The sequence below is a fragment of the Metallosphaera javensis (ex Hofmann et al. 2022) genome (assembly GCF_022064045.1).
GTDB lineage: Archaea > Thermoproteota > Thermoprotei_A > Sulfolobales > Sulfolobaceae > Metallosphaera > Metallosphaera javensis.
In genome coordinates, this window is sequence record NZ_JAKNCW010000003.1 from 16931 (window position 1) to 43635 (window position 26705).

Sequence of the window (26705 nt, forward strand, 5' to 3'; positions counted from 1 at the left end):
ATAACTGTGTTAAGGTCATTGTCAGGGCCCTCAGGCATCTGGATTCCTCATCGCTGGAATCCAGTTTCAAGAAGGCCGTAAGGGAGATAGGTGAGAGCGTTCCTGGTTGCTTCGAAACATATCGGAATGTTGTTTGGGCTCTCCCTCACGTGAAGCGCTTGTACCCACTGTTGGACCTGAAGTCCCCAGAGGCAGTAAAGGTAGCCCTCTCCGTGGGGGCTGATCCCTTCTCCCTCCCCAAGTGGATCCTCGAGAGAGTTAGACCTCTCCTTGGGGATGAGGGATTACGAAAACTTCTGAGAAGGAAGAACTGGGTAAGGTTAAACACACTGAAAAATAACTTGCAGGATATCCTGGAGAGGCTGAAAAAGAAGGGTTACTCTTTCAGGCCTGACCCTGAATTTAGCTACCTTGTGGAGTGGATATCCCCTCAGGTGTCCTCTCTCCCCGAATTCAGGGAGGGTATACTTATACCACAAGATAAGTCCAGCGTAATAGTGGTGAAGGTTCTCGATCCGAAGCCCGGAGAGAGAATCCTTGAAATAGGTGGAGCGCCCGGTACTAAGACCTCCCTCATACAACAGCTCACAGAGAATAGATCATATGTGATCTCGGTGGACGTATCCATGAAGAGGGTTGAGGTACAGAGAAGGCTTCTTCAAAGATGGGGAGTCCAGAACGTGGATCTAGTAATTGCAGACGGAAGCGAGTTCTGGATTACGAATGCGGATAAGATCCTGATAGACGCCCCCTGCACCAACTCTGGAACAATAAACGTGGATCCCTCGATTGCGCTTCGCCTGACCAAGACCGAACTCCTTAAGCTCGTTAACGTCCAGAAAAGGATACTGAGAAGGGCACTATCTCTAGGCGTTCCTGTCGTGTATTCCACATGCTCCCTCTTCCCGGACGAAGGTGAAAGGCAGGTTGAAGAATTTTCTAGGTATCTGGTGAAACTGACAGACGATCCTCTTCACCAGGGCTACAGAAAGTCCAAGGTATGGATGAAGGTTATGAGAACTTATCCACATCTCGACTATTCAGAGGGGTTTTTCATCTCAAGGATAGAGCCTCACATGACCAGGTGAACTTTCACAACAGCGATAGACCAAGGCCTATGGCTGCCAGAATAACCAGAATGATCAAGGTGATAATGAACGCAACGATGGCTATGCCCAGAGAGCTCAACCAGCCCACATCAAATATTGTCTTGAATACCCAGAGCACTGCAATGAAACCCACAATGAGGGCAATGAAGTGACTGAACGGGCTAATCAGTCTATCCAGAATTAAGAAGATGAGTATACCCACAAACGTTGCAAGCATGGCCTTTCCCAAACTGGCCTTAGATGAAAACAACTTAGCGGACAACCACACAGGTATAGAAGCTATTACCCACGAAATTATTAAGGACAAAATAAAAATCAAAATTCCAATTAACAGATGAGCCATCTAAACCCTTATTACATCTTAGGGCATATCTAAAAAGGTTATTCTGGATATGCCTCTGCATACATCTCTTCGTCCAAATCCTCCCTAATACCCTTCTTGACCTCTTCTAGGTGCTCCAGAATCTCGTCCAGAGTGTTATAGGTAGTGGGTATGTACTTTATTCTTCCATAACTCATCATGTAGGAACCTGGACACAAGAACTGATTCTTAACTATTATTGCCTCAGGTTCCAACTCCAGTATCGCAGCCATGGTAGCTTCCTTACTCATGGCATATGCTGGATTCTCATACTGCTCCACCTCTCTCTTCTCCTCGTCAATTATTGCAATGATTTCTGATTCCTCCAATGGCTTAAGGTTTCTCTCCTTATCATATGTGAGAGCTATTCTCATTTAGATCAACTCTACTTCAACTCATAGCTTATAAAATAGTGTATAAATCCAATGATCTAATGCTTGAGCTAATAAACATAGAAAATTAGAAATATAATGAAATTCAAGAGAAGAGAAAAAGAAAACATTTAGTCAAAAGGGTCTTTTTTACTTCTTTCCTATCATGTTCAGTAGTTCCTTGGGTGCGTCCTTCTCGCTAACAGCGCCTCTTCCGGTCTTACCGTTGTCGTCGTAGGTGAAGGACACCATCTTTCCTACTTTCCAGACCTTCTTTACCTTGCTTATGTCCACCTCTAGGTCTTGACCCTTATACTTGAACTTTATTTTGGTTGCCATTGAATGTTAATACGGTATCAACGTTTATAAACCTTACGATAGTAAGGTAAGTACTACTAATGATAATACCTTAATTAAAAACTCCTTTTAAAGGGACCAAATTTTATCGAGAGTGATTGGATAACAACTCCTAACTAATAAAAAAAGTCTTTTATTTATAGTCAAAAAGAAGCTAGTTTCCATGGATAATACTGACTAGATGGGGGAAAGATTTAGAGAAAAATCTTGAAAAGAAATTTACCTTAAAGTCTTTCAATGATGTACTCAAATGCCTGAAAATTTTGATTGGGTTGAGCTTGAACCAGGACCACATACTCTCCCTTAAGTCCAACATAGTAGAATGTTTGTCCAAAGGTGCCATTTACGGAGAGATTAAAGTATTTAGCTCCGTTCAGGGTTCCGTTAACTGCAAGGGATGAGGGTCCTTTGGACGACCCATTTGAGGGTATTATGGTGGTAGAGTATAGGTAGTTATACAAGTTGGTTGAATTGGTACCATGTAGTATATCAACTCCGAGGGATTCACCACTTGTTGAAGTGGTACCTAGATAATACGCTGAATACTGTGTAAAGTTACCCTGTTGTGAGGTCAGGTTACTCACGGCGTATTCAACCAGGGGTAGAGATGAAGAGCTGGGATACATGAAGCTCGGCATCGTTATCATCGTACCGTTTCCACCTATCAGGTCTGCCTTGGCCAAGGACAGGAAACTTTCCTGAATGGATTGCGAAACATTACCTGTGGCATTTACCTCTATCAAATAATGTCCCACCACGGCATGTGGAAGGCTTGTGGTGGCGTTGGGCTGACCCGCATAGCTGACTATTGAGATTGAAACAACTGTCGTATTGGAACCAGAGGGCTCCACGTACTCTTGATACAGCGAAAGTGCATTTGGATACATTCCGGACAGTAACTGTGAAGAATTTATCTCTCCCAAAGAGATCACTTTCCACTTCCCTGGAATATCTTGAGTTATTTGACTTTGAGTGGGTAAAGTTGGTCCGCCTGATGCTACAATGTTGGATGAGTTGTGATGAAGCTCCAGAAAGGCAAAAACTCCCGCAAGGACTATTATCACCACTGCGATTATACCTATAATGAGGTTTCTGTTCATTAGTAAATGCTCTAGCCTAGCATAAAAAACTCTTTCATAATCCTTAAAGTCTCAGGACTTTTATCACGTCGCACGGACTTTCCACTATGATGGCTCCCTGACTCTCCAGAAATGATAGGTTCAATCCCAGTTCGCCCTTCAATATGAAGATTTTTCCCAGGCTCGCTCCCTTAAATGCGTGGAAGTCATGAAGCGTGTCCCCAACCCCCACGCTCTCTGAGGCCGATGCCCCTAGCTTATTGAGAGCAAGAATCACGGGAAAGGGATCTGGTTTTCCCTTTTCTACGTCATCACCAGCCACCAGTAAATCGGGGGTCACGCCGATTGCCCCCAGACTCCTGGACGCTGACCTCCTCAGGGATGAGGTAACAACAGCTATGGAGTATCCACTTGACCTAGCCTTATTCACCATCTCCCTGGCGCAGGGTAGTGGTGTGGCCTTCTTGACCACCAACTCGTCAAATATCTCATTCTTAACCTCGAAGAGCTCCTGGTATCTCTCCCCACCAAGAGTCTTAGCTATATCCAGAGTCCTCCTTCCCATGAGAAGGTCAAGATCCACGTTTGCACTGATTCCTAGCCTTTTCATGGCCAGCTCCCATGCCTCCTTGTGAAGGAGAGCCGTGGTGGCGAGAGTCCCATCCAAGTCAAGAATCATGGCTTTCACTTTGTGATCACCGCCTCAGCAATGTTCACCCACTTTATCTTATAACCTAACCTTTCGAGCACCTCAGTTATGAACTCTCCCCTTTCCTTAACGAGTTCCTGGAGCTTTCTACCGGAGAAGTCTTCCTTTGAAAGCTGTTCCATGAGCTTTTGGCTAACGTAATAGTTCTTGAGAAGAACGTATCCTGGAAATTCCCTAAGATTTTTACGAAGGAGTCCCTCGGATATCCCATATTTTGTGGCCAGTTCCTTGAGTGATACCACGTCACTTCCGTCCAGTTCGTATTCCACCCTTCTTGTTGGGAGAGACTGCTCAATCTCTCTCAGTGCCTGGTATACCTTTGCAGGATCAATCTTTCTCTTGAACGTGACCACTGGCAAATCGCCAATCTTCCCAGATCCTAGTTCCTCACTCACGATGGGTATTAACAGATTTCGCGTCCCCTGGAGTTTCTTCACCTTTTCCCTCAAGTAATCCTCTGTCCAGAAGCCCACCACCTCAAGGTATACCTTCAGGTCGTCCTTGACAGCCAAGAAGTCAGGTAGAAATATCCTGCCGTTGACCACAAGGGGTCCAGGCTCTCTCTCCAGTTTCCAATCCCTTACCGTTCCCCTGAAGTTCCAGTAGAAGTCTTCCTCCACTGAACTATCAAAGAGCTTTCCCTGCTCCATCCTTCCTCCAATCCACTGATGATTCTCCACCTTCATCTGGTAAACCCTTCGCTTCCTCTTTCCCAAGATGATCTCGGCCTCTATGCTCCACCTGCCTGAACCGATTACGTAGGGCACTAGAATGGCCAGGTTTCTACCATATTTCTCCGATGGCTTCAGAAGGGTATAGGGACCCATAACTTCTATCCTCACAGGGTTGGGATACGCGGTATACATGAGGCCAAGTCTCTTCACGGTCCTCAAGAGGTCTTTCCAGTTTCCTTCCGTGCTCAGGGTTACCCTGTATGACCTGAACAGGATGGTCTGAAGGAGAGAGAGGTTATACTCCTTTACTATATCTTCCGGAGAGGGTATCTCCACCTTGGAGATTACCTTGCTCTCATCCATATCCCCAAACATGAACCTCTCGGCATCAACACCGAGTCTCTCGCTTACCTCCCTTAACCTCCTCTCCCTTTCCTCCAGTGTGAGTGCGGGACCCCCGGCAAACAGCTCCTCCCTTATCCTCTTGGGATCTACGGGGGACTCCCCGGACAGGGTGATATACCTGGAGATAACCCTGTGAAGACCTCTCACCAGCTTGGCTCCCTGGGTGGTCTTTCCATACATCCTTTCCAATAGCTTGACGTTCTCCTCTACCTCCCCGTAAGTGATACCAACCCTGTAGAAGGGAATCATCTCCTTCACTAGCTCCAGATCCTTCTCCCCAGCGAAGGAAGGATAGATGGTGTCCCCGTAAATCCTGAACCTTGCTAGCTCACTTGGTAGCACTGGATCTCCTCCTGCTTAAGTTATGATCAGTTGTCCCCTTGGTTACAATCTCTATGAGTGTGGCTACCTTTCCCTCCTTCTTCCTGAGGATTCTCCCAAGTCTCTGTAACATCTGCCTTGAGGTTCCATAACCTCCTAGCACTATACCCACGCTTGCGTCGGGAACGTCAACTCCCTCATCAAACACGTTCGAGGCAACAATTACCCTGTAATCCCCACTCTTGAACTTGGACAGGATCTCCTGTCTCTCCTCCTTCGACGTAAGGTAAGTTACTGCAGGAACCAGGAATTCCCTGGATACCTTGTAGGCCATATCAACGTCTCTCGTGAAAATTATTATCTTCTCGTTTCTGTAGTCCCTGAGGATATCCCTCAACTTCATTAGCTTACTCTCAGAGTTTACGGCCAGCCTCAACGACTCATTCCAGGCCAGTAAGGCCTCCCTGGCCTCCTTGTCCCTTCCAGCCATGAATATGAATCTCTGAAAATCCCTGGGCCCGGCCATCCTGATTCTTCTCCTCTTCAGAAATGAGGTAAACTTGTTCCTCAACTTCTCGTACAGTTCCTTCTCCCTGGGAGTTAACTCCACATAGACCTTCTCGACCTTAAACTCTGCCAGGTATTTCCCGGCTAACTGTGATGGGGAGAGTCTGAGCAGGATTGGACCAACCACTTCCCTCAATAGAACGTGCCTGCCATCCTCCCTCTCTGGGGTGGCAGTTAATCCCATCCTGTAGGGCGATGCCATCAGTTCCCCTATGTTTATGTAGCCAGTTGAAGGAAGATGGTGAACCTCATCGAATATCACAAGGGGAAATCTGTTTCCCAGCCTCTCTACCTTGGTATAGGCCGAATCATACGTAATCACCGTTATTCCCTGAACGTCATCCTCTCCGCCCCCCACAATTCCCGGTTTAACACCCAGGGAGTCCCTTATTCTGTCTCCCCATTGATGAAGGAGCTCAATCGTGGGAACGACCACCAGGGTTGCCACCCTGAGGTTAGCAATGGCCTTTATTCCCAATGCGGTCTTACCTGAACCTGTGGGCAACACCAACACGCCTCTCTTCTTGGACATCCATACCCTCATGGCCCTTTCCTGATAATCCCTCAGTTTCAGGGAATCCCTTATGAGCGGAAAGGGAATCGGATCCATTACCTCATCCTTAACCTCTATCCCTCCCTGCCTGAAGTACTCCAGCACCTGATAATACCTGTAGGCCGGTGCGACGTAGGCCTTAAACTCCTCTCTCCACTCGAGCGATGGGGCGTAGTGATCGGAAATAAGCAGTCCCCTAAAATATTTCAGAAGTACCAACCTTGATTCTGATTTAATACTTGACCTAAAGTTAAAAATTATTTGATGTTAACTAGATTATGGAGATTGAACCAATTGCCTTTGAGAGCCTGGGGGTAAGGTCACAGGCAACGCTGGTGGAGACCAAGGACGTGAGGATTCTCATAGATCCTGCTGTTTCCTTGGCACCAAGAAGATACGGTCTACCTCCGCACAGGATTGAGGTAGATACGCTGGTGGAGCTCGCCAAGAAAATCACGGAAAAGGCAAAGGAATCTGACGTACTCGTGGTTACACATTATCACTACGATCATCACGATCCGGGTTACGTTATACCAAAGGAGGTATATAGGGATAAGCTAGTTCTCGTAAAGAACCCGGAGTCGTATATAAACCCCAGCCAAGGTAAGATTAGGGCCCCCAAGTTCCTTAGGGCCATCAAGGGTTTGCCTAAGGAAATATCGTACGCTGATGGCAAAGAGTACAGATTGGGTAACACCAGGATTATCGTGTCCCATCCTGTGCCCCACGGGGCAGACGTAAGGCTGGGCTACGTTATTCAGGTTTTCATTACCGACGGAGACTCCTCCATACTCTTCACCTCAGACGTGGAGGGAGTTCCAAGCGAGGAACACGTAAAATTCACCTTAGAAAGGAAGCCCAACTTCCTGGTGATCGACGGACCCCTAAGTTACCTAGTGGGCAGAGCCCTCACAGAGGATCAACTGCATACCTCTGTGAAGAACATGGAGAGGTTGGCCAAGTCAGGATTGGAAACCATGATAGTAGATCACCACGTTCTTAGGGATCTAAGGTATAGGGAGGTACTTTCAGACCTATATAACGTGGCCAAGTCTTCGGGCGTTAAGCTTACCACTGCAGCCGAAATCCTTGGCAAGGAGACTCTTCAGCTTGAGGCTAAAAGGAGAGAGCTTTTCGCCAGGGATAACTCGCCAGCTAGAATACCGAGAAACCTCGCTTCTCTTCTTAGAATAGACCAGGAGGGATAGGAAACACGAAGGAAAGTGCGTAACCCGCTAGATAACTTCCCACGAGTGCCAGAAGACCCGTTGCTACCTGCTCTCCAGCTCCCCTCCATTTGGGCAGTCCAGTATACCTGGTTGATGCTGATCCAAAAATGGTGAGTGTTATCAGGATGAGTGCCACAGATGACAGAATTGCAACGTCGAAACCTATCCTGAATATTACGTCTATCCCGAAGGGTATCAAGGGTATCAATCCCCCGATCACTAAGTAGAGGGCCATGATCAGACCGAGCTTGGCGGGTTTCTCAAATTCCTCTGGAAAGATCTTCAATTCATGAATCATCATCTCGTTAAGCACAACGTTCCTGTTCCTCATGAGTATCTCAGCTATCTTCTCTGCCTCCTCCCTTGAGAATCCCTTCTCCTCGTAGAAAGAGATCAGTTCTCCTTTCTCCTTTTCCGGAAAATTCTGAATCTCGTAGTCCTCTTTCCTGATCTCGTTGTTGAAGACTTGCATCCTCACCCTAGTGGAGATGAATTCTCCGACGCCCATGGAGAAGGCCTGGGCTATGGTGGCTATGAGTCCCGTCACTAGAACGAGAAGAGAGTCGTGGGAAAATCCTGCCGCGCCCAGGGCAATGCTTCCAACACCTATTAATCCATCCTGAACTCCAAAGACCTTTGTCCTGAAGACGTCGGCCTCCTCCGTTCTATGTTGGATTTCCTTATGTTCCATAACCCCATACTTATTCTGATTCATTTAAAAGAGTTGCTAGAATTACGATTTATCGTAGTTGACCTTATATGTTTCCTCGTCCACCCTGGAGATCAGGCCTGAGTAGACTCCCCATTCCAGAAGTATTAACTGAAGTTCGTATTTTCCCTCAGGCTTGTTATATGTCTGTACCCCTTTCTTCTCCAGAGCTTCCATGAGGCTGTCCAAGGTGAACTCTCCCAGTTCAACCGCAGTCTTGAATGGCTCGGTCTTTACTAGGCTCTCCTTGAGGATTTCCTTTCTTCTTCTGATATTGGACTTGAGAAACTCAGACCCCTTATCAGTTATGATGATATCACCTTCCCCTACAGTGGCGAAGCCCATGGAGTTGGCTGCATAAACAATGGGCATCAGGTCGTCCACGTCCACCTCCATCTCCTTCTCTATCTGATATAGGTCTGCCTTTCCGCCAAATATGTTCTGAAGGATTGAAAGTAATCCTAGGAGGTCCGCTATTCTGGCATCGGAACTAATTACGTTCATAACTAGAAACCTATGTAAAGCAGAATATTTCAATCTTTCTTAGCTTGATTCATGAGATCCCTGGATTTCCTGGATGCCCTCCCCCTAACCCAGAAAACAATATAGACTACGGGGAAAACGTAGAAACCCATCACCATGAGTGCATCGAGGATGGTTATTCTTGGCGAAGAACCGAACTGGGAAAGGGCCTGCATGTGAGCTTGAGAAAGAGAAGAGGACAGAATTGCTAGGATACCTAGAATGAATCCTAGATTGAGAGCCCAGGCAATGCCTTTCTCCACCAAATACGAGAGGGCCAGCAAAACTATTACCACCACGTAGGTCATAGCGGTGAGGATGGAAGGTACAACGCCCAGTAAAAGATAGCCTCCAATACTGAGGCATATGGCCGAACCTAGGAGCAGGATTGAGTAGATCCTCAACTTATGTTAACTAGTGTTGGTGGGAAATAAGTTATCCTGTCACTTACTGCAGTGGTATTTATATTGGAGTACCTTGTCTTCATCATATGGCTAGCCTATCCAAAAGGCTCGAGATAAGGGAGTCCTCCCTGCCAGGCTATCTAGTTTTCAGCCAATCGCTGGCGTCAATCGCACCGTTAAGCTCCATGGCTGCATATTTGACAGCCACCCTGGCACTGGCCGGAACATCCAGTGGCATTGCGTCCATACTGGGCGTCGCAATGTATTCCCTTTGGGTTTATGTGGGATATCAACTGTCAAAGGCGTTCCCTTCCGAAGGGGGTACCTATACTTTTTCCAGAAACATGTATCCCGACAGGATGGCGATGGTACTGGGGTGGATGTACTGGGGAAGTTACATGTACTACTTAATCTCCACCTCCACCTACGCCTCCGGAGTACTTCTACCCCTGATGGGAGTCCCTGGAACGGTGGACAGGATAGCGGAAGTGATACTTCCCTTAGCTATACTTCTACTCATGATTACGGGGGTAAAACCTCCCCTTTACTATAGTCTCGTTACGTCACTTGCGGAAATAGCGGTAATAGTGATACTAGGCATAGCAGTTATTGGGCATAAGGGATTCTCCTTACTCCCGCTAACGCCTTCTGCAGGGATACCTCAGGTACTCAGCGGTGCCATTGCAACCTCCTTTACTGTAGCAGGTGGAGGTGCGTCCTTCTTCCTGGGAAAGGAGGCACGTGGGAAAGGGAAAACTGTGAGCATATCTTACCTGATTGCTTTCCTCCTGGCTTCAGGTGCCATAGCGTTTTCCTCCGTTTATCTGGTGTTGGCTGGAGGTTCTGAACAGGGAGTGGAGACCCTTGCCAACACGGGGTTCCCGGGGCTGATAGTGGCGAAACAGTTCATGGGCCAATCATTTGTCCTGGTGATGCTGGTGTTAACCATTAACAGCCTTGTTGGTTCTCTTATAGCAGCGTATGTGGCATTATCTAGGCTTACCCTTTCCCTTCTCAAGATTAGCCTTCCTAGGTCCACCTTGCTCGTTGGTGCACTGTTCGTGGGAATTGACCTAGGAATTTCAGGTTCCGGGAATCTCCTGCAATGGTATCAGTACTTTTTCCTAGGTTCATTGACTGCCCTTTTCGCTACTCATACCGCGTTGTCCCTAGGCCTTCCCAAGATCAGGAACAAGTTAGGGCTGAATCCAGTGAAGACCCTTCCAGGAATCCTCTCCGCCATTTTAATGGTGGTGGGCCTTTACTCAATCTATCTTGAAGTTGGAGAGGGACTAGTGGTAGGCATAGTCTCATGTATAGTTCTCGTAGTGATGGGAGTAATTCAGGGACTAAGGAGAAGAAGACAACGAAACCCTGAAGAGTAATATTTGATGATCCCTCTTATAAGATCCTACCCAGCAATTATTCATGTGTGAAACTACCCGAAGCAATAATCGAAATCGGAAAGGAGGCCAGAAATGAGGCCAATGATGCACTGGAGGGAAAACTTAACGTCCAAGAGATTGTGAAGATAAGGCTTGACACGGCTGAATTCTACCTGGAACAGGCTCAAGAGACCCTGAAAACCTCTCATGTTCTGGCCAGCGAGATGCTTTTCAAGGCCATTGTCGAGGGATTGAAGGCCCTGGCAGACTACTTTGGGGTGAGAAAGGAGCTAAGGGAACTCCCCATCTATCTGGAGGACATACTAGGGGAATGGGTAGGCAATGCATGGGAAGTAGGGAAAAGGCTCCATTACGATGGTTACATTTTCGAATTTCTTCAACAGGATGATGTCCAAGAATACTTGAAATACGTAAAAGAATTCGTAAACAACTGCAAGATAGCGGTTCTTTATTAATCGTCGTGCTCTCCTTGATACATGACCGTTAAGTTAATTATTTGTTCTAACTGTGTTTTTGATATATTTTCATTTGTTATACCCGTAGCATAAAATTGAACCTCATATATTCCTTTATGAAGATGGACTACCTGTAATGGAGATGAAAGGGTGAGAACAATTGTCCTATGATCTCCCCTGGATAGGTCAAGTATTGCAATAACGTACAGGGACTTCACCGTGCTGTTGGCAGTCAATTTCACCAGATAGGTCCCGGATCGGTCCACTACAATCGTTTCAGTAAAGTTGAGATTGAAGGGATGACCTTGAGGTGCTTGGGTGGGGGCGGTAGTGGAGATAAGTTTCACGGACGAAAACACGGTAAAACCCAGGGAGATGGCCAAGAGCAGGATAATGATAACGGTCCTCACTTCGCACCACCCTTCACTACGTACTTAACCTTGCCCCTTTCCCTTATCTCCTCTATGAGACCTAGGTTCACCAATTTCTTCACCCTCCTATATACGGTTGTCCTAGGAAGTAGCGATAGCTCGGAGATCTTACTCAGGTTATCTGCTCCCGCCTTTATGGCTTCAAGTATCTTGATATCTCTGTCGTCAAGTTCGTTGGGCGGGGCAACCTGAGGAGTTGGTCTCCTTCTCCAGAGAAGGTAAGCCAGATACGCAGTAGCTCCACTGCTAACACCCGTACTGTAGATATATGGATTCAGGAACGGATTCTGGTCCACAATATAGTACAGTACGGTAACGTTCCCAGTGCTGAAAGTGATATTAATGTATGACCCCTCCTCATTGAGGGATGTTGGGGTCTGAGAGATATATGTAATCCTAGAGTTCAAGGGCAGAATGACGCTAACTGAAGAAATATTGGGTTGTGAGACTTCAATAACCCCCTGGGTCCTCACATGAAACTTGATCTCTGATGTGTTAACGGGATACACATATCCGCCTCTTTCTAGCACACCTTGTGTAGTCACCAAGGTCCAGTTGCTTGGAACAAGTATCCATTCGGGCCTGCTGAAGTAAAGTATCACTGTACCATTATAGTAAAACGTAGCACTAACCTGCGAAATGGTAACTGGTAACAACGCCAACGCTATCACCAGCAGAAAGATTACCCTTTGACGCATGACAGAAACACCGCTATTCCAGCTAGCGCAATGATGGCAAAATAGAACAGAAACGCTAGCGCCACAGATATAGCTGGGTAAGCTGGAACAATGAATGCCAATAGCTTAAGCAAATGCTCAGCAACCATGAATAAAAATAGAGAGAATAAGATAAAAAATGTTGTTACTTCTTTCTTCTGAGCAAAATTAGAACCACTATTATGATTATAATTACTACTATGATAGCTATGTAAAATGCAGGATTCTGTACTATCACTGAAGTTAATGGGGGAGTCACGGTAACGGAGAAATGATCGTTTTGAACGAATGGCACGAATGATCCTGTCTGGTTCCACACCAGGGTCAGGGTTAATGGATAAGAACCAACGGAGGCTCCTCCGCTCACATCAACCACATACGTGACATTTATCTCCTGTCCTGGACCGATATCACCAAGACTTGACTCTGACGCTGTCAGTCCCTGGAGAGGATTAGATGAGCTAACGTGAGGATATATAACGTCTGAAGTTCCAAGGATTGCCTTAACGTTCTTTGCTGTGGCGTTGCCCACGTTCTTAAGAACAAGGGTTATGGGAACCTTGGTATCGCCAGCCTGCAGGGAAGGATAGATCACATTGACTATCGTGAGGTTGGCCTTAGGATACACGGTGAGGGAGTACGACTTGGTATAGCTACCCCCATCGTAGAAGATGGTGAAGTTAAGGTGATACTGTCCTGGACTCGCTGAGTCGGGAACATTAATCAGGAAAGATACGTTAACAGGTACCCCCGGTGGGATAGCTCCAATGGTCAAGTTGTTCTGGGAAACCACCGGGAAGGGTGATTGCAGAAATACATATGAGTTCTGTGCAGTCGCTGTTCCATAATTTGTTATAACGCCGTCAACTCTCACGTCGTAGAATCCAGGGAATACCTGGGGCGGTACCGTGAAGAGGGATAGGGCTATTTTTGGCGGATAAATGGTGACCGGCACGTACTGGGTTACGTTAACATCGCTGTAATGCACAACGACAGGAATATAATACGTTCCAGGCGTAGCATTCGGGTAGACGTTCACGGTAACGCTACCCTCGTTAATTTGACCCGCTGGGACTATTCCTATCATGATCGAGCTCTGCGTGAACTGAATGGGGAACTCTGAGCTTGTAACGTAGAGAGACACGTTGAGCGCGTTAACGTCTCCCAGATTCCTTATTATAAAGGTTAAGGGCAGGTTAGTCTGTCCCGGTGCAGCAGTCAACGGGGAAGACGTTGACCCCCATACGCTGGATATGGAGAAGGTCTCATACCCCACTATGGGCACCGTAATGAATGTATTAATCACCTCCTTTCCCGAGAAGTACTGGATCTGGGCCGGGATCTGATAGACGCCAGAGGTGGCGTTGGGGTAAACTGAGGCGTAAGTTGTGACCTCTATGGGCTGGCCCGGAGGTAAGTAGCCCACGTTGAGGTAGTTCTGCATGAACCTGATGGGATAGGTTGAGGTCAGAAGTAGGGAGGCATTGGATATCTCCACGTTACCTTGATTGTCTATGATAAGGGTTATGGGAACGTTGTTATCACCAGGAGCAACCAGCTGTGGCGAGGATGGGGAGCCCCAAACGGCCTGAACTGATGCCCTGGTGTAGCCAAGGATGGCCACAGGCACATAGATGGTCTGCCTCTCGTCGAAGTAGTTGACAGTTCCCCGAATGTAATACACGCCAGGTGACGCGTTAGAGTATACAGAGACCGTTAATGTTGTCTCAGAGTAGAGCCCGGCCGGTATTATCCCAAGGTAACCACTCTGTTGCAGGAAATGTAATGGGAATTCGTTTTGAGGGAAGGTAATTGATACGTTATCCACATTGACGTCGCCTAGGTTGTTTAGTATGATGGTGAGTGGAAGCCTTGCACTACCAGCTCCAGCTATGATGGGGTTGGACGTGCTTCCCCAGACTGCGGTTGCAGAGAAATTAGCGTAACCGGTTATGGGAATAGAGATTGTGGTCGTCAATCTGCTGTGCGAGAAGTACTGGATCTGGGCCGGGATCTGATAGACGCCAGAGGTGGCGTTGGGGTAAACTGAGGCGTAAGTTGTGACCTCTATGGGCTGGCCCGGAGGTAAGTAGCCCACGTTGAGGTAGTTCTGCATGAACCTGATGGGATAGGTTGAGGTCAGAAGTAGGGAGGCATTGGATATCTCCACGTTACCTTGATTGTCTATGATAAGGGTTATGGGAACGTTGTTATCACCAGGAGCAACCAGCTGTGGCGAGGATGGGGAGCCCCAAACGGCCTGAACTGATGCCCTGGTGTAGCCAAGGATGGCCACCGAGGCGTTTAGGGTTTCATGGAAATGACGGAAAATGGCAATGGGTCCCGCAACCTTCAGGCTGATGTTATAGACACCGTTAGAGGCGGAGGTGTTAATGTTATAGTAGTAAATTACGTTTATAACCTGCCCCGGGTTCCACTGAAGTACTGTTGTGTTCTGCGTATTGTTGTAGTAGTTTATGAGTTCAAAGGGATACACGCTAAATGCTGAGATATTTACATTGTACAGGGCAAAATTGTTTGCATTTATCAGGGTAAAGTTGATAGGAACGTTTGTCATTCCCGGAGCCAGTGGTTCCTCCAAAGGTCTGGCGTACATTATGAAGTGCAACTGTGGAGATGAGATTCCAATCCCATAAACCGGAACTGTCGCGAAAAACGTTCCAAGAAGTAATAGCCCCGTTATCAATATTGTGTACAAAGACCTTGATCTCATAGGTGCTAAAGATATATCTTTAGTATTTAAAGTCATGTAACGGTAGATGTTTCAAATCGTAATTACTAAATCATGGCTCGGTCCAGCTACTTTCCCTTGAGTTCCCAGTACGCTCTTTCGAAGGCCTTATTCACGGTATCAAGGTAGCGGGTGAGATTTCTCATCTCATCGAGCCTTATCACAACGAGAAAAACGTTGGTAGATCCGTTCTTGTTATAGAACGAGATCTCGGGTGGCTGGGCCTTCATATTCTTAAATTCGTCCTCTATTATGTTATGAGCTCGCTCCAGCAACAAGTTACCAGGCACGTCCGCATTAACCGTAAGCTCGTAAGGATATGAGAACGATCCATCCTCCTTTAGTTTAGTGAACACAGTGTTTCCTAGGAAAGCCGAGTTTGGAACCTTGACCAGGTTCCCGGATATGGTCCTCACCTCAGTGAAGAGAAGGGTTACCCTTTCTGCCTCACCAACAATAGGGGGTGACCAGATCCACGATTGGAGTATTACCGCATCTCCAGGTCGTAGAGTCCTGCTAGATGTTACCATCACCCCGGATAGAATGTTAGAGACCACGGTCTGAGCGGCCAAACCTATGGCCACACCACCTACCGCGCCACCGATCGCAGCTCCTGTGAGATTAACCCCTAGGGCCGAGAGAATAGCCAATACCAGTAGGGTATAAAGGACTAGATCCACTACGAGGGACACCGTTCTCATGGTTACCTTGTCGGCTCTAGTCGCCAGGTAATTCTCTAGAGCATATTTGATGATTCTAATGACCACATAACCGCCAATACCTACTAGGGCAGCGTCCAGTCCAAGCTGAACGTAATTAACGTAAGGCACTAGCTTGGAGTTAGAGGCAATAATGGTTGATAATACCACATGAAGAACGTAAACTAAGGCTCCAATTATTACTAAGAGTAAGAGGATTCTTATTAATGGTTTAGTAGAACTCATGGGTAATACACTGGGTTATCATTTCATTTATTTTTTACGACTTTTTTGGACAACTTTCCCCGAATCTGATTAAGTCAATCAGCTCAGCTTTCGCTGAACAGACCGGAGCACGCTCCCATGGACTCAGCGATATATCTCCGCTACATACCAGACCAGAGAGGAAAATCCAAACCAAGAACAAGTAATTTTTTCAGCTAGTGGTGAACTGCCAGCGAGTGAAATTCATCAAAATGCCAAAAAGAGAAAGGGATGTTCACGTTGCCCTAGAAATATCATCTGAGCTTTTCTCGTCTGTGCTGGGCAGATCCCTTGGTCTTCCTGTGAATGAGGTTGAGTTAGTCAAACTTGAGGACGGTAAACACGCACTTTCTATGGATCGTCTTGAGCAATTTGAAGGAAACAACGTAACTAACCTTTTCGAGCTGGGAATGGCCCTACCCTTTGAGGAATTCCTGCTAAATGTGGATCTCAAGAGGGAACATGTTATGGCAAAAGATGGAAAGGGTCTTATCATAGATCACGGACATGCCCTGGACTCTTGGAAACCGCTTTATTACGTGGAACAAATACTGTACAGCCCTGTAACTAGGTTTAATCTATGGGCCACACAAGACTCGTTGAAAGAAGGGGTGGAAATAATCAAGGGAATTAACACCGATGAGATCTCCAAGACCTTGAGGGAGACAATGATGAGAGTTATGGACGCGGGTATTTGCAGTCTCTTCACGAAACAGATTATGGAGGAGCACCTTCATATCTCCATCAAGATTCTGAAACATAGAAAGACTATAGTCCCAAGGTTCTACTTATAGGGGAAGAGTTGATTTAGATGCTTTTGTTACTTTAATGCTTTATAATGAAGTTGCCAAATATTCTAATTATGGAATGTGACGCTGCGGTTGTGCTAATTCTTAGGGATGACGGGAAATTTCTAGTAATAAAAAGGGCTGATCAGAAGGGAGATCCCTGGAGCGGACATATGGCACTTCCCGGCGGACATAGGGACGGGGATGAGAGTTGCGAGGCGACTGCCGTGAGGGAAGCTCAGGAGGAGGTGGGGATCACACCAACCAACTTAAGTTACCTAGGAATGTACTCTCCCCACAACAGGGAAATGAGAGTTGCCGTGTTCGTTGGTTACACAAGTTCACCACAGGTGAAGATAGATGGAGAAGTAGATAAGTGGTTTTGGGTTGATCCCAGTGAACTTAGAGAAGAAAATGACCACTTCGTGTATCATGGCTACATTATCTGGGGGATGACCTACAGAATCCTGAAGGATTTCCTTTCAGCCCGGCAACGATCAAGTCATCAAGTCCAAGCCGTCGACCAGTCATCACTTAAGGAATAGGTTCTCATACTCTTTCACATATTTAACGCTTCTCTTCAGGTCGCTGAACAGCCTCGACGCCTCCTTTACATCCTCAGCCTTGACCACTCCCCTTCCAGATTTCCTTGCTATAACCTGTGATGGCTCAAGTAGCTGGATTGAGTACCTGAGGCTCTCCTCTGCAGCCATGTTGGTGAGTTCGTCTAGAGCTGCTAGCTCCAGTTCAATATCCAGTTCCTCCGCCCTTATGGAGATTATCTCCCTGCTCTCTTCCTTGCTGTAGGGCCTGGTTGTTATGATGAGGAGCCTGTCAAGTAAGTCTAGGGGCATACCGTGTGGCGCCTCAACGTCTGTGCCTCTTATCTTTGTGGTCCCCCTATTAGTGGCTAGAACCAGTATGGGAGCCAGTTCAGCTTCCAGAGCCTTCGTCAGGAAGGAAAACGTCTCTATATCCAGCATATGTGCGTCATCTATGAAGAGAACTCCAGGTATGAGCTCCGCAGTACCCTTATTGATCATGTCCTTCACGTAGGCATCCACCTGTTTCCTGATGTCCTGACTAACCTCCCTCTCACTCCACAGCGAGAACAACGCTGTGATGGAAATGCTCTGAGCCGCTAGGGTCAAATCTAGATCGTAAAGGGTGAACGTGTTCGTTAGTTCCTTTTCCTTCTTTACCGGTCCACTCGGGATCTCCACGGTTCTTCCAGTGTCTATGTCAAAGGTCTTTACTCCCTCCACTCCCTTGGCCTTTCCAGTCCTGACTACGTTTCCAGTCTCCGCATCAATCCATATCACGTCCCCCTTCCTTATTCCCATCTTGCTTATCTGCTCAGCTATGGTCTCGCCAGCGGTGAGCGTTCTCTCTTCATCCTTGGTTGCAAGCTTTATCTCCACCTCCCTGGGCATCTGAACATATGGGTTGAGCCTGCTCCTTGCAATCCTCATCTTGATGTCCTTTACTACCCCCTCATAAACCATTCTTCTTTGCCTTATCCTAACGCCTATGGACTTCCTTAGGGCTTGGGTGAGCACCTCCGTCTTCTTGAGATCCACGGAGTATATTTCTGAGGCATTGAGCGTGTTGAAGGGAGTGTCCTCTCCCAATTCCTTGGCTATGCCCACGGCCAAGGCCGTCTTGCCTGTTCCAGGTGGCCCCACTAGCAGGATTCCTTTACCTGCCATTTTACCCTGTTTTATCAACTGTACAACCACCCAGGCTGCTTCCCTGGCCTCAACCTGTCCCACGAGTCCATCGGCCTTAAATTTGGCCTTCCCATTTTCATCCACGCCGAGACCCGTAATATGACTATGAATACTTGCCCTTCCAGTCTCAACTTTTCTAACTTCTTTGATCTCAGCCATGGGACATCAGCAATTTTTTTGCGTCAATATTTTTGAATTTAACTTCCAAGGTTGCGTAAATGGTCCGGGTGATCCGGAACCTTGATGGGAGATAAAACTGGGGAAATCTTATAGTCTATGCCAATAACCTTTTTCTCCATGATGATAACCTTTGGGGCAGAAATGTGAAGAGGTGGCGGCTAACTGACCATACCAGTTCATCTATCGGTGGGAAAGCTCAATGTGGACATCATCGTGAAGGCAGATAGAATTCCTGAGCCAGATCATCCTTTCTATACGGATACATTAAACATCTTTCCAGGTGGAGCGGCGACCAATTATGCACTAAGCGTGCACAGGTTGGGACATGGCTCCAAGATACTGGCAAAAATTGGCAGATCTCCCATAGTGAAATCATTAATGACTCAACTGGCCGAAGAAGGGGTTGGGCTTGATTACGTGGAGGAAGTGGACGCTGAGCCTAACCTCACTGTAATCTTCCTGAGAGAGGATGGAAGGATATCCATGATCAGGAAGAAGACCCACTCGTTGATTCCCACGCCGGAAGACGTTAGCAAGATGAGGGGAATGTTCGATGTAATTCACTTCGCCTCGGTACCTCCAACTTCCGTAATATACGACGAGGGTGCAAGGCTGGTCAGTTACGATCCGGGACCCTATGCAGCGGAATATGGAGGGGAGAAGGTGGACATAATCTACACCAACGAGGTGGAGTACGGCAGGCTGGGGTCAAGGATAGACGCAAAGCTGGTCGTGATCAAGCGTGGAAGTAGAGGAGCCATGGTACTGGGGGATGGGATTGAGTGCGAGGCAAATGGCCTCAAAGTGAAGGTTGTGGACACCACGGGAGCAGGTGACGTGTTTGACGCAGCGTTTAACGTTAAGTATTCCCAGGACGAGACAGTGGAGGAGGCTTTACGTTTTGCAATTACGGCCTCGGCTCTTAAAGTGGAAAGGCTAGGAGGTACCGCTTCCCCAACCCTTGAGCAGGTTGAAGAAAGGCTAAAAAAGAATGAAGTAAAAGTAATTTGTAGATGATTGTATTATTTGTTGACTTTGACTATTTCTATGCGCAGATCGAGGAGATCCTGAACCCGTCGTTGCGGGGTAAGCCTGTGGTGGTCTGCGTTTACTCTGGCAGGAGCAAGGACAGCGGAGCCGTGGCCACATCAAACTATGAGGCCAGGAAACTGGGAATCAAGGCAGGAATGCCCATAATCAAGGCAAAGGAGATGGGAAAGGACGCTATCTTTCTTCCCATGAGAAAGGAAGTTTATCAGGAGATGTCCAGGAGGGTGATGGAGATTATATCCAACTACGGTGACAGACTTGAGGTGGCAAGTATTGATGAGGCCTACCTGGACATAACGCGACGAGTGAAAAACTTTGATGAGGCCCGGGAACTGGCGATGAGGTTGAAGGCAGAAATACTTGAAAAGGAGAAGTTAAGGGTGACAGTGGGTGTAGGCCCGAACAAGGTCATTGCTAAGATAATTGCTGACATGAATAAACCTGACGGATTGGGAATAGTTTATCCTGAGCAGGTTAAGGAGTTTCTAGATAATCTTGACATATCCAAGGTGCCGGGAGTTGGGAAGATAACAGAGGAGGTTTTGAGGAAGGCTGGAATTAACAGGCTGGGCGATGTTAGCAACAGGACCGAGGAACTGGTTAGGCTGGTGGGTAGAAGCAAGGCAAATTACCTGTTAAGTCTGGCAAATAACACTTACCACGACCCTGTGAAGACTAGGGAAATAACCCACAGGGGAAGATATGTCACCTTACCAGAGAACACCAGGGACATTGAAAAGATACTTCCATCCCTGAAGAAATCCATAGTGGAAGCGTATTCAAAGGTGGATGGTATACCCATGGAGATCTACGTTGTGGCAATCATGGAGGACCTCGATATAGTGAGCAAGGGAAGGAGCTTCAAGTTTGGCATTTCTCAGGACAGGGCACTATCAGTGGCACAGGAGTTATTGCGCAGAATCATAGAGTCTGACGGTAGGAGACTCAGGAGGGTGGGGGTGAGGCTGGGTAAGATAACCAGATCCTCAACCCTCGAGGATTTCCTCCACTGATAGCGATATTACGCCCTCGAGTTTCCTGAGATCCGGTTTCCCATATCTGTTCACGTAATTGAGATACCCCCTAACTCCCCTCTCCTCTCCTTCTATTCTGGACTCCACCCTGGGGTTTAGTATGAGAGGGATATTCTCGGTTACTCTAGTTCTCTCCACCCTTATGACCTTTGATAGTCTCTCCATGTCCTCCCTCACCCCCTCTGCCCTCACTATCACCTTATCGCCCTCCACTACCCTCACGTCGTTTACCTCTCCATACTTGTCCTCGACCAACACGAATCTGGCTAGCCTTCCCCCCTCCACGTCCTCATAAAAGTTCAGGCCCAGGAGATACTTCCCGTGTACTGCCAGGGGGATGACAGCTAACCTTTCGTGACCTGAAAGGTTAGCTATAGCCTTTATTTTGACCTTCATGAATCTACTTCCGTGCTCGAGATAGATGGCTCTTTCGGTGAAGGTGGAGGGCAGATCCTGAGATCGTCTTTGACACTCTCATGTCTCACGGGAAGGGGATTCAGAATAAGGGGGATTAGGGCAAAGAGGAAGAACCCGGGACTTCAACCCCAACATCTAGCCAGTGTAAGGGTTATGAAGATGCTCACCAACGCCAGGGTGAGAGGGGACTACCTTGGATCTACGGAGCTAGCATTTGAACCTGGGAACGTTATTGAGGGAGACTTCTCCGTGGATGTGGGAACTGCTGGGAGCGTGACGCTAATTGCCATGACCGCCATCCCGGTGATGATCAACAGAAAGATTTCCCTTAGGATAAGGGGAGGAACTGACGTGCCTCTATCTCCTCCTGTGGATTACATGAGGCTTGTTCTCATCCCAGTTCTGGAGAAGATGGGTATCACCGGGAAGATAGAGGTTAAGAGGAGGGGCCACTATCCTGAAGGAGGAGGAGAGGTGGTGGTCTACGGCTTTAGGGGTGAACCGAGTGACTTGGTCCTTAGCCATTTCGGTGAGTTGAGGGAGATAAGGGGGATATCACATGTCACCTCCTTGCCATCCCACATTGCCAGAAGGCAGGTGACGGGAGCAATGGAGGTTTTGAAGGAGTTCAAAGTTCCCGTGAACATAGAGGAGGAGATAACCAAGGAGGGAAGTAAGGGCACAGGAATAGTGCTTGCAGCCTACGGATCCTCGGTCATGGGAGCAAATAGCATAGGAGAGATAGGAGTTACCGCGGAAAACGTTGGGAGAAAAGCTGGCACAGATCTGGTCAGGGAATTGAAAACTGGTGCCGGAGTGGACTCACACATGGGGGATATGCTGGTGATCTTCTCAGCATTTGCGAACTTGGAGTACTCAGCTTCGTTCCTTACCCAGCACACTGAAACTAACATAGAGGTAACGAGAAAGTTCCTTGGGGTGGACGTAACCCTGGAAGGCAAGTCCCCCTCTAGGATCAGGATAAGGAGGAAGTAGGAGGATAAATTACGGCCCTCCCTGCTATTCTCCCTTCCATAAGGTCCATGATTGCCTGATTAACCTCCTCCAGAGGATAGGGCACCGTTAAGGTCCTAAGTTTACCCTTCTCAAATAACTCCACTACCTCCTTTAAGTTGCTCAGGGTTCCATAAAGTATTCCCTTAACCCTGAGTCCCCTGAGAACCAGAAGCTGGCCCGGTATGGTCAGCTCTCCCCCAAACTCGCCCACAACCCTGAGCTCACCGGTCCTCCTCAGTAGCCATGGTAGCTCCTTTAGGGTGAGGTCACTGCCCACGTAGTCTATAATATAGTCGAATTTCCTTGTCCCCACGGAGCCAGAGAGATCTGTGGAGTATTCTCCCTTGGTGAAGACCACTTCGTCTGCCCCCAGTTCCTTGGCCTTCTTAAGCTTCAGGGAGTTCCTACCCACTACCCACACCTCAGAATTGATGTTCCTGAGAAGCTGGATAGAGAATAGCGCGACTGCTCCCGTTCCGAGCACCGCAACCCTGCTTCCCTCAGTTATCCCCTCCACCGAGCTCACGGCTGTGACCCCCGCATCTGCCAACGGAGCAACCTCAAGTGGTGAACCTCTCACGGGTACCAGGGGGAAGCCTGAGACATCAATCCTCTCAGCGAACCCTCCATTCCTGTGAATACCCAGAACCTCAACCCTCTCGCAGAACTGTGGAACCCCAGACCTGCACTCTTTGCATGTGCCACATCCCCTGGCGTTATAAACAAGAAACGTGTTTCCCCTCTCATCCACAACGGATATCTCGTGCCCCAAAACCAGAGGTAACCTGGTCTGGATGTCCCAACTCCACTGTCCCGTAAGCACATGTACATCTCCGTGGCATAACCCAGTGGCTCCCACCTTGACGGATCCCGGAGGAGTAGGAACGTCCTCTAAGGAGAGAGGTCTTCCAAACTCTCGGAGAACTGCAGCTAACATTACCATCCTGCCTTGAGGTATGCGTCCCTTTCCCACTGGGTTATGAAAGACTCATACTCGTCTATCTCTCTCGTTTTCAGCTCAAGGAATGCCCTTATCAACTCGTCCCCTATGGAGTACTTCAGGGAGGTGTCCCTTTCCAGATAGCTCAGGGCTTCCCTCAAATCCCTCGGAATGCTCTTGACAACGCTGTTAATTTCCGTATCCAAGTTCTTCTCTATACCCTCTATACCAGCCAAGATTATTGCCGACAACAGCAGGTAGGAATTGGTCAACGGATCCGCAAGCCTGAACTCTATCGCCTTCTGCTCCTTTATATTGCTGGGTATCCTGAGGAGGAAGTGTCTCTCCGAACCCATCCCGCCTAGGTTTGGAGTCACCAGCTCCTTAAACCTCTTATAGGAATTTATCGTGGGGGAGGCTATTGCAAGGATTGATCCCAGGTGCTCCAAGATTCCGCTAAAGAATGCATAGGCGGTTCTGCTTAACCCCACTCCCTTGGGATCATTGGAATCCAGCATGGCATCGGAGCCATCGGTCTTCACCAGCCTCAGGTAGATATCCATGCTACTTCCGGGTGTATTGGCAAAGGGTTTCGGCATGAATGTAGCCATCCTTCCATGAATCTTAGCCACGTCCCTGATCACTTCCCTGGCTGTAATAAGATAGTCAGACGCGCTCATGACGTCAGCTGAGGAGAAGGTGATCTCATACTGTCCGGGACCGTAATGCTTGTTTATCATTTCCACCTGCACGCCAACCATTTCAAGGTGCTTGATCACATCCTTCAAGAAGTCCTGCTGATCCATAAGGCCCTCAGGAGAAAAGGCCTTTCCCATATCAGCTGTCTCCCAGCTACCCTGATTGTTTCTGAGGAGGTAGAAGGTGGGCTCAAAGGAAGTCTCCAGCTTGAGGCCGTGCTCCTCCAGTTTATTCACTGCCCTCTGCAGGAGGCTCCTCGTGCAGAAGGGTAACGGTGTCCCGTCCGATGAAAAGAGAAAGGAAAGTACCCTGGCTGTCCTCTCTAGGTAGGGAATTATTACGAAGGACTGGGGATCAGGCACAGCTATCATATCCTCGTACCTTGACATCAATGGTCTGTCCTGAAAATCCAGCATGACCAGGGACTCGGCATAGGGAACCCCAAGATCCTGCGTCATTATTTTCTCAAACTCTGCCCTTCTAAGGGATCTTCCTCTCACGTGACCTAGGATGTCTATGAACTCTACTCTCACGTAATCTACTCTGCCGGACTTGAGGGTCTCAATGAGATCTGTCCTTGACAACTTAATCTGCTGTTTAGTGGGCCATCCAAAATAAAAGCATTAGGTGATGGAACAGTTATTTAGCCTAAGTTGGAATAATACCTGTGGATCCACAGGAACTGGAAATAATGAACTTGGGCGTCATGGCCTGTCAGAGGAGGGTGACAAGGATAGGGAATTATGAGATACGTTTCTGTAGAGAAGTTAAGAATGGTCTCTTCCTTTACCTGGTTGAGGTTAAGTTTAGAGGATACCTTAAGTCTAGGGGAGTCTTCACGGATTTCAAGAATGCCACACTTTTCGCTGGTTCTTGGATCAAAAGCCTGATATGAAACGCGTCAAACCTCTTTCCTTATGTCCAGAATGACGTGGTACTTTCCAGGGTTAACGCTTCTTACCACCCTTCCCTCTATCGCTCCTGGAAAAGTAGCCATGGCCTTTCTCACCGGATCTTCACCCCGTTTCACCTCTACCTCCGCGAAGAGATGAAGATAGCCTCCAGGCTTAAGCTTTGACAAGGCCAGCTGATATGCCTCACTATCCCTTTCTGGCAGGGGCGAGATTATTCTATCCAAGGGTTCAAGCTGGTTAAGTCTGACGAACGCATCACCATACATGGGTATTACTCCATACGCGTCATTGAGCTCCACGTTCACCATCATGAAGTAATAGGCGTAGGGATTGATGTCAATGGAATATATTACCTCTGGTTTCCTCAACTTGTAAGCCAGAATTGAGATGGGACCAAACCCCGAGAAGAGGTTTCCTACCCTTTCCCCGGGTCTGACCTTTTCCGCTATTCTCCTGTGTTCATATGATAACTTCTCTGAGAAAAAGACCTTCCGTATGTCAAGATAGTAGGAACAACCGTGTTCCCTGTAAATGGTGTCGCTCCTAGCCTCCCCAGCCAGATGAAGATAGGTGGGAAGCCTGTAGACCCCTGAAACGTCCCTCTTCCTGCCCCACACTGACTTCACCTTGGTCCTCTCCATTACCTCCTCTGCGTATTTCTTTAACTCGCTGATTTCGTATTCGAAGGGTATGGGAATGACCGCTATGTCCCCGATTATCTCAATTCTTTTCCAGATGCGACTTTTCCCCAAACTCATTGATAATCTCCTGTACCTCCTCCACGTCCTTGCTCCCCACGTTCAGGGGAACAGTTCCGTCAAGGACTGGCTCTCCTCCCACAATCACAGTCTCTGGGACTCCTGTAGAGAACACTAATGTCTCGTAAGGTGATGTCAGGTCAAGAGGATAGAAGGGAGGCTCGTTCACCTGATAAACGACCAGGTCTGAAGTGGAACCTATCTCCAGAGGATAACCCATGAGGAGTTGATTGTAACCCCAGAGAGTGGCTGACCTGAAGGCCTCCTCAGGGGTGAGCAATAACCTGGAAACGGCAAATCCCAGTTCCGCTCTGGGGTCATACCTCAAGCTGAGATCTAAGGCAATTGAGGGTGAGTACGAGCCCAGGGTGAACTTACAAACCTCCACTGACGGAAGAAACGAGAGCCCCAAACCGCGCTGTTTCACAACTGAGAGATCTCCTCTGGATCCTCCACCCAGAGCTATCACCCTATTTGGCGTGTTCTCTGTGAGGTTGACTGACCTGTCTATCAAGACGGGAACTCCGAGCTCATTGGACACGGCTGTGACCTCGCCAAGTTCTTCGGCATCACACAGTTTCAGAACCACCCTGGTCTCTCCCCCGCTCCACTTCTCGTGGAGAACCATGAACTCCCGTTTCCAGTCCGACGGGCCCCAGCTACAACCCACGTTAACTGCAATTATGGGTCTTATTCCCACCTTAATCATGGCCCTCGCCGCGCTCTCCGGATAGGGATCTGCAGTCACTGCGGTGGTAACTCCAACCCTCAGAAGATGATAAGCACCTAGGATAGCCAGATGATAAACGTCGTTCTGCGTCATTGAGGAAACCAGATCGTTTGGGTTTTTCCTACCTGAAACTATTGAGTACCTGAAGGGGTAAAGTGAGAGAATGGTATGTGTGGAGACTAGCCCAGGAGAAACGATTCTATCACTGCCTCCTAGAACAAGTTCCGCGTCCTCGAAGTCCTCTGGTTCCTCCCTAGTCACGGCCACTAGCCTAGATCCCTCTATACCCAAGTGAACATTTCTCAGCACATCTGTCTTTCCGTAAGCCAATCCTGCCTTAATTAATATCTTCAAGA

The 26705-nt window shown here is 47.8% G+C and carries 31 protein-coding genes; 10 read left to right on the forward strand and 21 right to left on the reverse strand.

The features are described from left to right. Positions 1-149: 149 nt before the first annotated feature. On the forward strand, positions 150-1088 hold the full coding sequence (locus L3N51_RS03105) for an RsmB/NOP family class I SAM-dependent RNA methyltransferase (protein WP_238025398.1): 939 nt from the start codon (positions 150-152) through the stop codon (positions 1086-1088). A 4-nt stretch (positions 1089-1092) separates the two neighbouring features. Here L3N51_RS03105 and L3N51_RS03110 read toward each other — a convergent pair whose 3' ends face one another. The 7 genes from L3N51_RS03110 to L3N51_RS03140 all read right to left on the reverse strand — a co-directional run bounded on the left by L3N51_RS03110 (position 1093) and on the right by L3N51_RS03140 (position 6725). Beyond that, entirely contained in the window at positions 1093-1359 is a 267-nt protein-coding gene (locus L3N51_RS03110; protein ID WP_238025399.1) for a hypothetical protein, read from the reverse strand. 131 nt (positions 1360-1490) lie between these two features. After that, positions 1491-1844 (reverse strand): hypothetical protein, encoded by a 354-nt coding sequence (locus tag L3N51_RS03115; protein ID WP_012020541.1) that lies wholly within the window; start codon positions 1842-1844, stop codon positions 1491-1493. Positions 1845-1991: 147 nt separating this feature from the next. Continuing rightward, positions 1992-2180, reverse strand: coding sequence for a DNA-binding protein Mcu7 (gene mcu7 / locus L3N51_RS03120; protein WP_009071314.1), 189 nt, complete (start codon positions 2178-2180; stop codon positions 1992-1994). Positions 2181-2422: 242 nt separating this feature from the next. Next, positions 2423-3298, reverse strand: a complete 876-nt coding sequence (locus L3N51_RS03125; RefSeq protein ID WP_238025400.1) for a hypothetical protein — start codon at positions 3296-3298, stop codon at positions 2423-2425. A gap of 43 nt (positions 3299-3341) precedes the next feature. Then, entirely contained in the window at positions 3342-3956 is a 615-nt protein-coding gene (locus L3N51_RS03130; RefSeq protein ID WP_238025636.1) for an HAD family hydrolase, read from the reverse strand. A 5-nt stretch (positions 3957-3961) separates the two neighbouring features. Then, a complete protein-coding gene (locus tag L3N51_RS03135; RefSeq protein WP_238025401.1) occupies positions 3962-5407 on the reverse strand; it encodes a DUF790 family protein in 1446 nt (481 codons plus the stop codon). Next, a complete protein-coding gene (locus L3N51_RS03140; protein ID WP_238025402.1) occupies positions 5394-6725 on the reverse strand; it encodes a DEAD/DEAH box helicase family protein in 1332 nt (443 codons plus the stop codon). Before L3N51_RS03140 ends, L3N51_RS03135 begins: the two co-directional genes overlap by 14 nt. A gap of 59 nt (positions 6726-6784) precedes the next feature. On the opposite strand from L3N51_RS03140, the gene L3N51_RS03145 reads away from it, so the two are divergent. After that, entirely contained in the window at positions 6785-7714 is a 930-nt protein-coding gene (locus tag L3N51_RS03145) for an MBL fold metallo-hydrolase (protein WP_238025403.1), read from the forward strand. Here the strand turns inward: L3N51_RS03145 and L3N51_RS03150 are convergent. The 3 genes from L3N51_RS03150 to L3N51_RS03160 are packed head-to-tail and all read right to left on the reverse strand — an operon-like array spanning position 7692 to position 9370. Next, on the reverse strand, positions 7692-8426 hold the full coding sequence (locus L3N51_RS03150) for a VIT1/CCC1 transporter family protein (protein WP_238025404.1): 735 nt from the start codon (positions 8424-8426) through the stop codon (positions 7692-7694). The genes L3N51_RS03145 and L3N51_RS03150 overlap by 23 nt on opposite strands. 42 nt (positions 8427-8468) lie before the next feature. Then, the gene (locus tag L3N51_RS03155) at positions 8469-8948 is read right to left on the reverse strand and encodes an AAA-associated domain-containing protein (RefSeq protein WP_238025405.1); all 480 of its coding nucleotides are present in this window, start codon (positions 8946-8948) and stop codon (positions 8469-8471) included. Positions 8949-8977: 29 nt separating this feature from the next. Further along, entirely contained in the window at positions 8978-9370 is a 393-nt protein-coding gene (locus tag L3N51_RS03160) for a hypothetical protein (protein ID WP_238025406.1), read from the reverse strand. 86 nt (positions 9371-9456) lie between these two features. Between L3N51_RS03160 and L3N51_RS03165 the strand changes: the two genes are divergently transcribed. Further along, the gene (locus L3N51_RS03165; protein WP_238025407.1) at positions 9457-10755 is read left to right on the forward strand and encodes an APC family permease; all 1299 of its coding nucleotides are present in this window, start codon (positions 9457-9459) and stop codon (positions 10753-10755) included. Positions 10756-10802: 47 nt separating this feature from the next. Further along, the gene (locus tag L3N51_RS03170) at positions 10803-11231 is read left to right on the forward strand and encodes a PaREP1 family protein (RefSeq protein ID WP_238025408.1); all 429 of its coding nucleotides are present in this window, start codon (positions 10803-10805) and stop codon (positions 11229-11231) included. Here L3N51_RS03170 and L3N51_RS03175 read toward each other — a convergent pair. The 5 genes from L3N51_RS03175 to L3N51_RS03195 all read right to left on the reverse strand — a co-directional run bounded on the left by L3N51_RS03175 (position 11228) and on the right by L3N51_RS03195 (position 16074). Beyond that, positions 11228-11641 carry a hypothetical protein gene (locus tag L3N51_RS03175; protein ID WP_238025409.1) on the reverse strand — a complete coding sequence of 138 codons (414 nt, stop codon included), beginning with the start codon at positions 11639-11641 and terminating at the stop codon, positions 11228-11230. The genes L3N51_RS03170 and L3N51_RS03175 overlap by 4 nt on opposite strands. After that, positions 11638-12360: a helix-turn-helix transcriptional regulator gene (locus tag L3N51_RS03180; RefSeq protein WP_238025410.1), complete on the reverse strand. Its 723-nt coding sequence runs from the start codon at positions 12358-12360 to the stop codon at positions 11638-11640. Before L3N51_RS03180 ends, L3N51_RS03175 begins: the two co-directional genes overlap by 4 nt. Continuing rightward, positions 12345-12488 (reverse strand): hypothetical protein, encoded by a 144-nt coding sequence (locus L3N51_RS03185; RefSeq protein ID WP_238025411.1) that lies wholly within the window; start codon positions 12486-12488, stop codon positions 12345-12347. The genes L3N51_RS03180 and L3N51_RS03185 overlap by 16 nt, the downstream gene beginning before the upstream one ends. Positions 12489-12523: 35 nt before the next feature. Further along, the gene (locus L3N51_RS03190) at positions 12524-15112 is read right to left on the reverse strand and encodes a COG1361 S-layer family protein (RefSeq protein ID WP_238025412.1); all 2589 of its coding nucleotides are present in this window, start codon (positions 15110-15112) and stop codon (positions 12524-12526) included. Positions 15113-15198: 86 nt separating this feature from the next. Continuing rightward, positions 15199-16074, reverse strand: coding sequence for a mechanosensitive ion channel family protein (locus L3N51_RS03195; protein ID WP_238025413.1), 876 nt, complete (start codon positions 16072-16074; stop codon positions 15199-15201). Between the two features lie 215 nt (positions 16075-16289). Between L3N51_RS03195 and L3N51_RS03200 the strand changes: the two genes are divergently transcribed. Both L3N51_RS03200 and L3N51_RS03205 read left to right on the forward strand, forming a co-directional pair. Then, positions 16290-16886 carry a hypothetical protein gene (locus L3N51_RS03200; RefSeq protein WP_238025414.1) on the forward strand — a complete coding sequence of 199 codons (597 nt, stop codon included), beginning with the start codon at positions 16290-16292 and terminating at the stop codon, positions 16884-16886. 68 nt (positions 16887-16954) lie between these two features. Beyond that, a complete protein-coding gene (locus tag L3N51_RS03205) occupies positions 16955-17425 on the forward strand; it encodes an NUDIX hydrolase (protein WP_238025415.1) in 471 nt (156 codons plus the stop codon). Here L3N51_RS03205 and L3N51_RS03210 read toward each other — a convergent pair. After that, positions 17411-18769, reverse strand: coding sequence for a RuvB-like helicase (locus L3N51_RS03210; RefSeq protein ID WP_238025416.1), 1359 nt, complete (start codon positions 18767-18769; stop codon positions 17411-17413). The genes L3N51_RS03205 and L3N51_RS03210 overlap by 15 nt on opposite strands. A 207-nt stretch (positions 18770-18976) precedes the next feature. Here L3N51_RS03210 and L3N51_RS03215 point away from each other — a divergent pair, with 207 nt between their 5' ends. Both L3N51_RS03215 and L3N51_RS03220 read left to right on the forward strand, forming a co-directional pair. After that, positions 18977-19807 carry a PfkB family carbohydrate kinase gene (locus L3N51_RS03215; RefSeq protein WP_320056937.1) on the forward strand — a complete coding sequence of 277 codons (831 nt, stop codon included), beginning with the start codon at positions 18977-18979 and terminating at the stop codon, positions 19805-19807. Next, positions 19804-20853 carry a DNA polymerase IV gene (locus tag L3N51_RS03220; protein ID WP_238025417.1) on the forward strand — a complete coding sequence of 350 codons (1050 nt, stop codon included), beginning with the start codon at positions 19804-19806 and terminating at the stop codon, positions 20851-20853. Before L3N51_RS03215 ends, L3N51_RS03220 begins: the two co-directional genes overlap by 4 nt. Here the strand turns inward: L3N51_RS03220 and L3N51_RS03225 are convergent. Further along, entirely contained in the window at positions 20827-21270 is a 444-nt protein-coding gene (locus L3N51_RS03225; RefSeq protein WP_238025418.1) for a hypothetical protein, read from the reverse strand. The genes L3N51_RS03220 and L3N51_RS03225 overlap by 27 nt on opposite strands. Positions 21271-21282: 12 nt before the next feature. On the opposite strand from L3N51_RS03225, the gene rtcA reads away from it, so the two are divergent. Then, positions 21283-22287, forward strand: coding sequence for an RNA 3'-terminal phosphate cyclase (gene rtcA / locus L3N51_RS03230; protein WP_238025419.1), 1005 nt, complete (start codon positions 21283-21285; stop codon positions 22285-22287). Here the strand turns inward: rtcA and L3N51_RS03235 are convergent. Both L3N51_RS03235 and L3N51_RS03240 read right to left on the reverse strand, forming a co-directional pair. Continuing rightward, entirely contained in the window at positions 22268-23245 is a 978-nt protein-coding gene (locus tag L3N51_RS03235; RefSeq protein WP_238025420.1) for an alcohol dehydrogenase catalytic domain-containing protein, read from the reverse strand. The two genes, rtcA and L3N51_RS03235, sit on opposite strands and share 20 nt — an antisense overlap. Beyond that, entirely contained in the window at positions 23245-24531 is a 1287-nt protein-coding gene (locus L3N51_RS03240) for a glutamine synthetase family protein (RefSeq protein ID WP_238025421.1), read from the reverse strand. Before L3N51_RS03240 ends, L3N51_RS03235 begins: the two co-directional genes overlap by 1 nt. Before the next feature lie 83 nt (positions 24532-24614). Here L3N51_RS03240 and L3N51_RS03245 point away from each other — a divergent pair, with 83 nt between their 5' ends. Next, positions 24615-24842, forward strand: a complete 228-nt coding sequence (locus L3N51_RS03245; protein ID WP_238025422.1) for a hypothetical protein — start codon at positions 24615-24617, stop codon at positions 24840-24842. A gap of 6 nt (positions 24843-24848) precedes the next feature. On the opposite strand, the gene taw21 is transcribed toward L3N51_RS03245, so the two are convergent. Together taw21 and L3N51_RS03255 are read right to left on the reverse strand one after the other, a co-directional pair. Continuing rightward, positions 24849-25619: a tRNA 4-demethylwyosine(37)-methyltransferase Taw21 gene (taw21, locus tag L3N51_RS03250; RefSeq protein WP_238025423.1), complete on the reverse strand. Its 771-nt coding sequence runs from the start codon at positions 25617-25619 to the stop codon at positions 24849-24851. Further along, positions 25582-26703 carry an amidohydrolase family protein gene (locus tag L3N51_RS03255; RefSeq protein WP_238025424.1) on the reverse strand — a complete coding sequence of 374 codons (1122 nt, stop codon included), beginning with the start codon at positions 26701-26703 and terminating at the stop codon, positions 25582-25584. The genes taw21 and L3N51_RS03255 overlap by 38 nt, the downstream gene beginning before the upstream one ends. Positions 26704-26705: the final 2 nt, after the last annotated feature.

Bases quoted from the DNA above. Each gene is read 5' to 3' on its own strand.
- L3N51_RS03180 (WP_238025410.1), bottom strand. From the start codon at position 12,360: ATGCGTCAAAGGGTAATCTTTCTGCTGGTGATAGCGTTGGCGTTGTTA.
- taw21 (WP_238025423.1), bottom strand. From the start codon at position 25,619: ATGAGTTTGGGGAAAAGTCGCATCTGGAAAAGAATTGAGATAATCGGG.
- L3N51_RS03190 (WP_238025412.1), bottom strand. From the start codon at position 15,112: ATGAGATCAAGGTCTTTGTACACAATATTGATAACGGGGCTATTACTT.
- L3N51_RS03150 (WP_238025404.1), bottom strand. From the start codon at position 8,426: ATGGAACATAAGGAAATCCAACATAGAACGGAGGAGGCCGACGTCTTC.
- L3N51_RS03145 (WP_238025403.1), top strand. From the start codon at position 6,785: ATGGAGATTGAACCAATTGCCTTTGAGAGCCTGGGGGTAAGGTCACAG.
- L3N51_RS03155 (WP_238025405.1), bottom strand. From the start codon at position 8,948: ATGAACGTAATTAGTTCCGATGCCAGAATAGCGGACCTCCTAGGATTA.
- L3N51_RS03125 (WP_238025400.1), bottom strand. From the start codon at position 3,298: ATGAACAGAAACCTCATTATAGGTATAATCGCAGTGGTGATAATAGTC.
- L3N51_RS03210 (WP_238025416.1), bottom strand. From the start codon at position 18,769: ATGGCTGAGATCAAAGAAGTTAGAAAAGTTGAGACTGGAAGGGCAAGT.
- L3N51_RS03115 (WP_012020541.1), bottom strand. From the start codon at position 1,844: ATGAGAATAGCTCTCACATATGATAAGGAGAGAAACCTTAAGCCATTG.
- L3N51_RS03225 (WP_238025418.1), bottom strand. From the start codon at position 21,270: ATGAAGGTCAAAATAAAGGCTATAGCTAACCTTTCAGGTCACGAAAGG.
- mcu7 (WP_009071314.1), bottom strand. From the start codon at position 2,180: ATGGCAACCAAAATAAAGTTCAAGTATAAGGGTCAAGACCTAGAGGTG.
- L3N51_RS03205 (WP_238025415.1), top strand. From the start codon at position 16,955: ATGGAATGTGACGCTGCGGTTGTGCTAATTCTTAGGGATGACGGGAAA.
- L3N51_RS03195 (WP_238025413.1), bottom strand. From the start codon at position 16,074: ATGAGTTCTACTAAACCATTAATAAGAATCCTCTTACTCTTAGTAATA.
- L3N51_RS03130 (WP_238025636.1), bottom strand. From the start codon at position 3,956: ATGATTCTTGACTTGGATGGGACTCTCGCCACCACGGCTCTCCTTCAC.
- L3N51_RS03185 (WP_238025411.1), bottom strand. From the start codon at position 12,488: ATGGTTGCTGAGCATTTGCTTAAGCTATTGGCATTCATTGTTCCAGCT.
- L3N51_RS03220 (WP_238025417.1), top strand. From the start codon at position 19,804: ATGATTGTATTATTTGTTGACTTTGACTATTTCTATGCGCAGATCGAG.
- L3N51_RS03235 (WP_238025420.1), bottom strand. From the start codon at position 23,245: ATGTTAGCTGCAGTTCTCCGAGAGTTTGGAAGACCTCTCTCCTTAGAG.
- L3N51_RS03165 (WP_238025407.1), top strand. From the start codon at position 9,457: ATGGCTAGCCTATCCAAAAGGCTCGAGATAAGGGAGTCCTCCCTGCCA.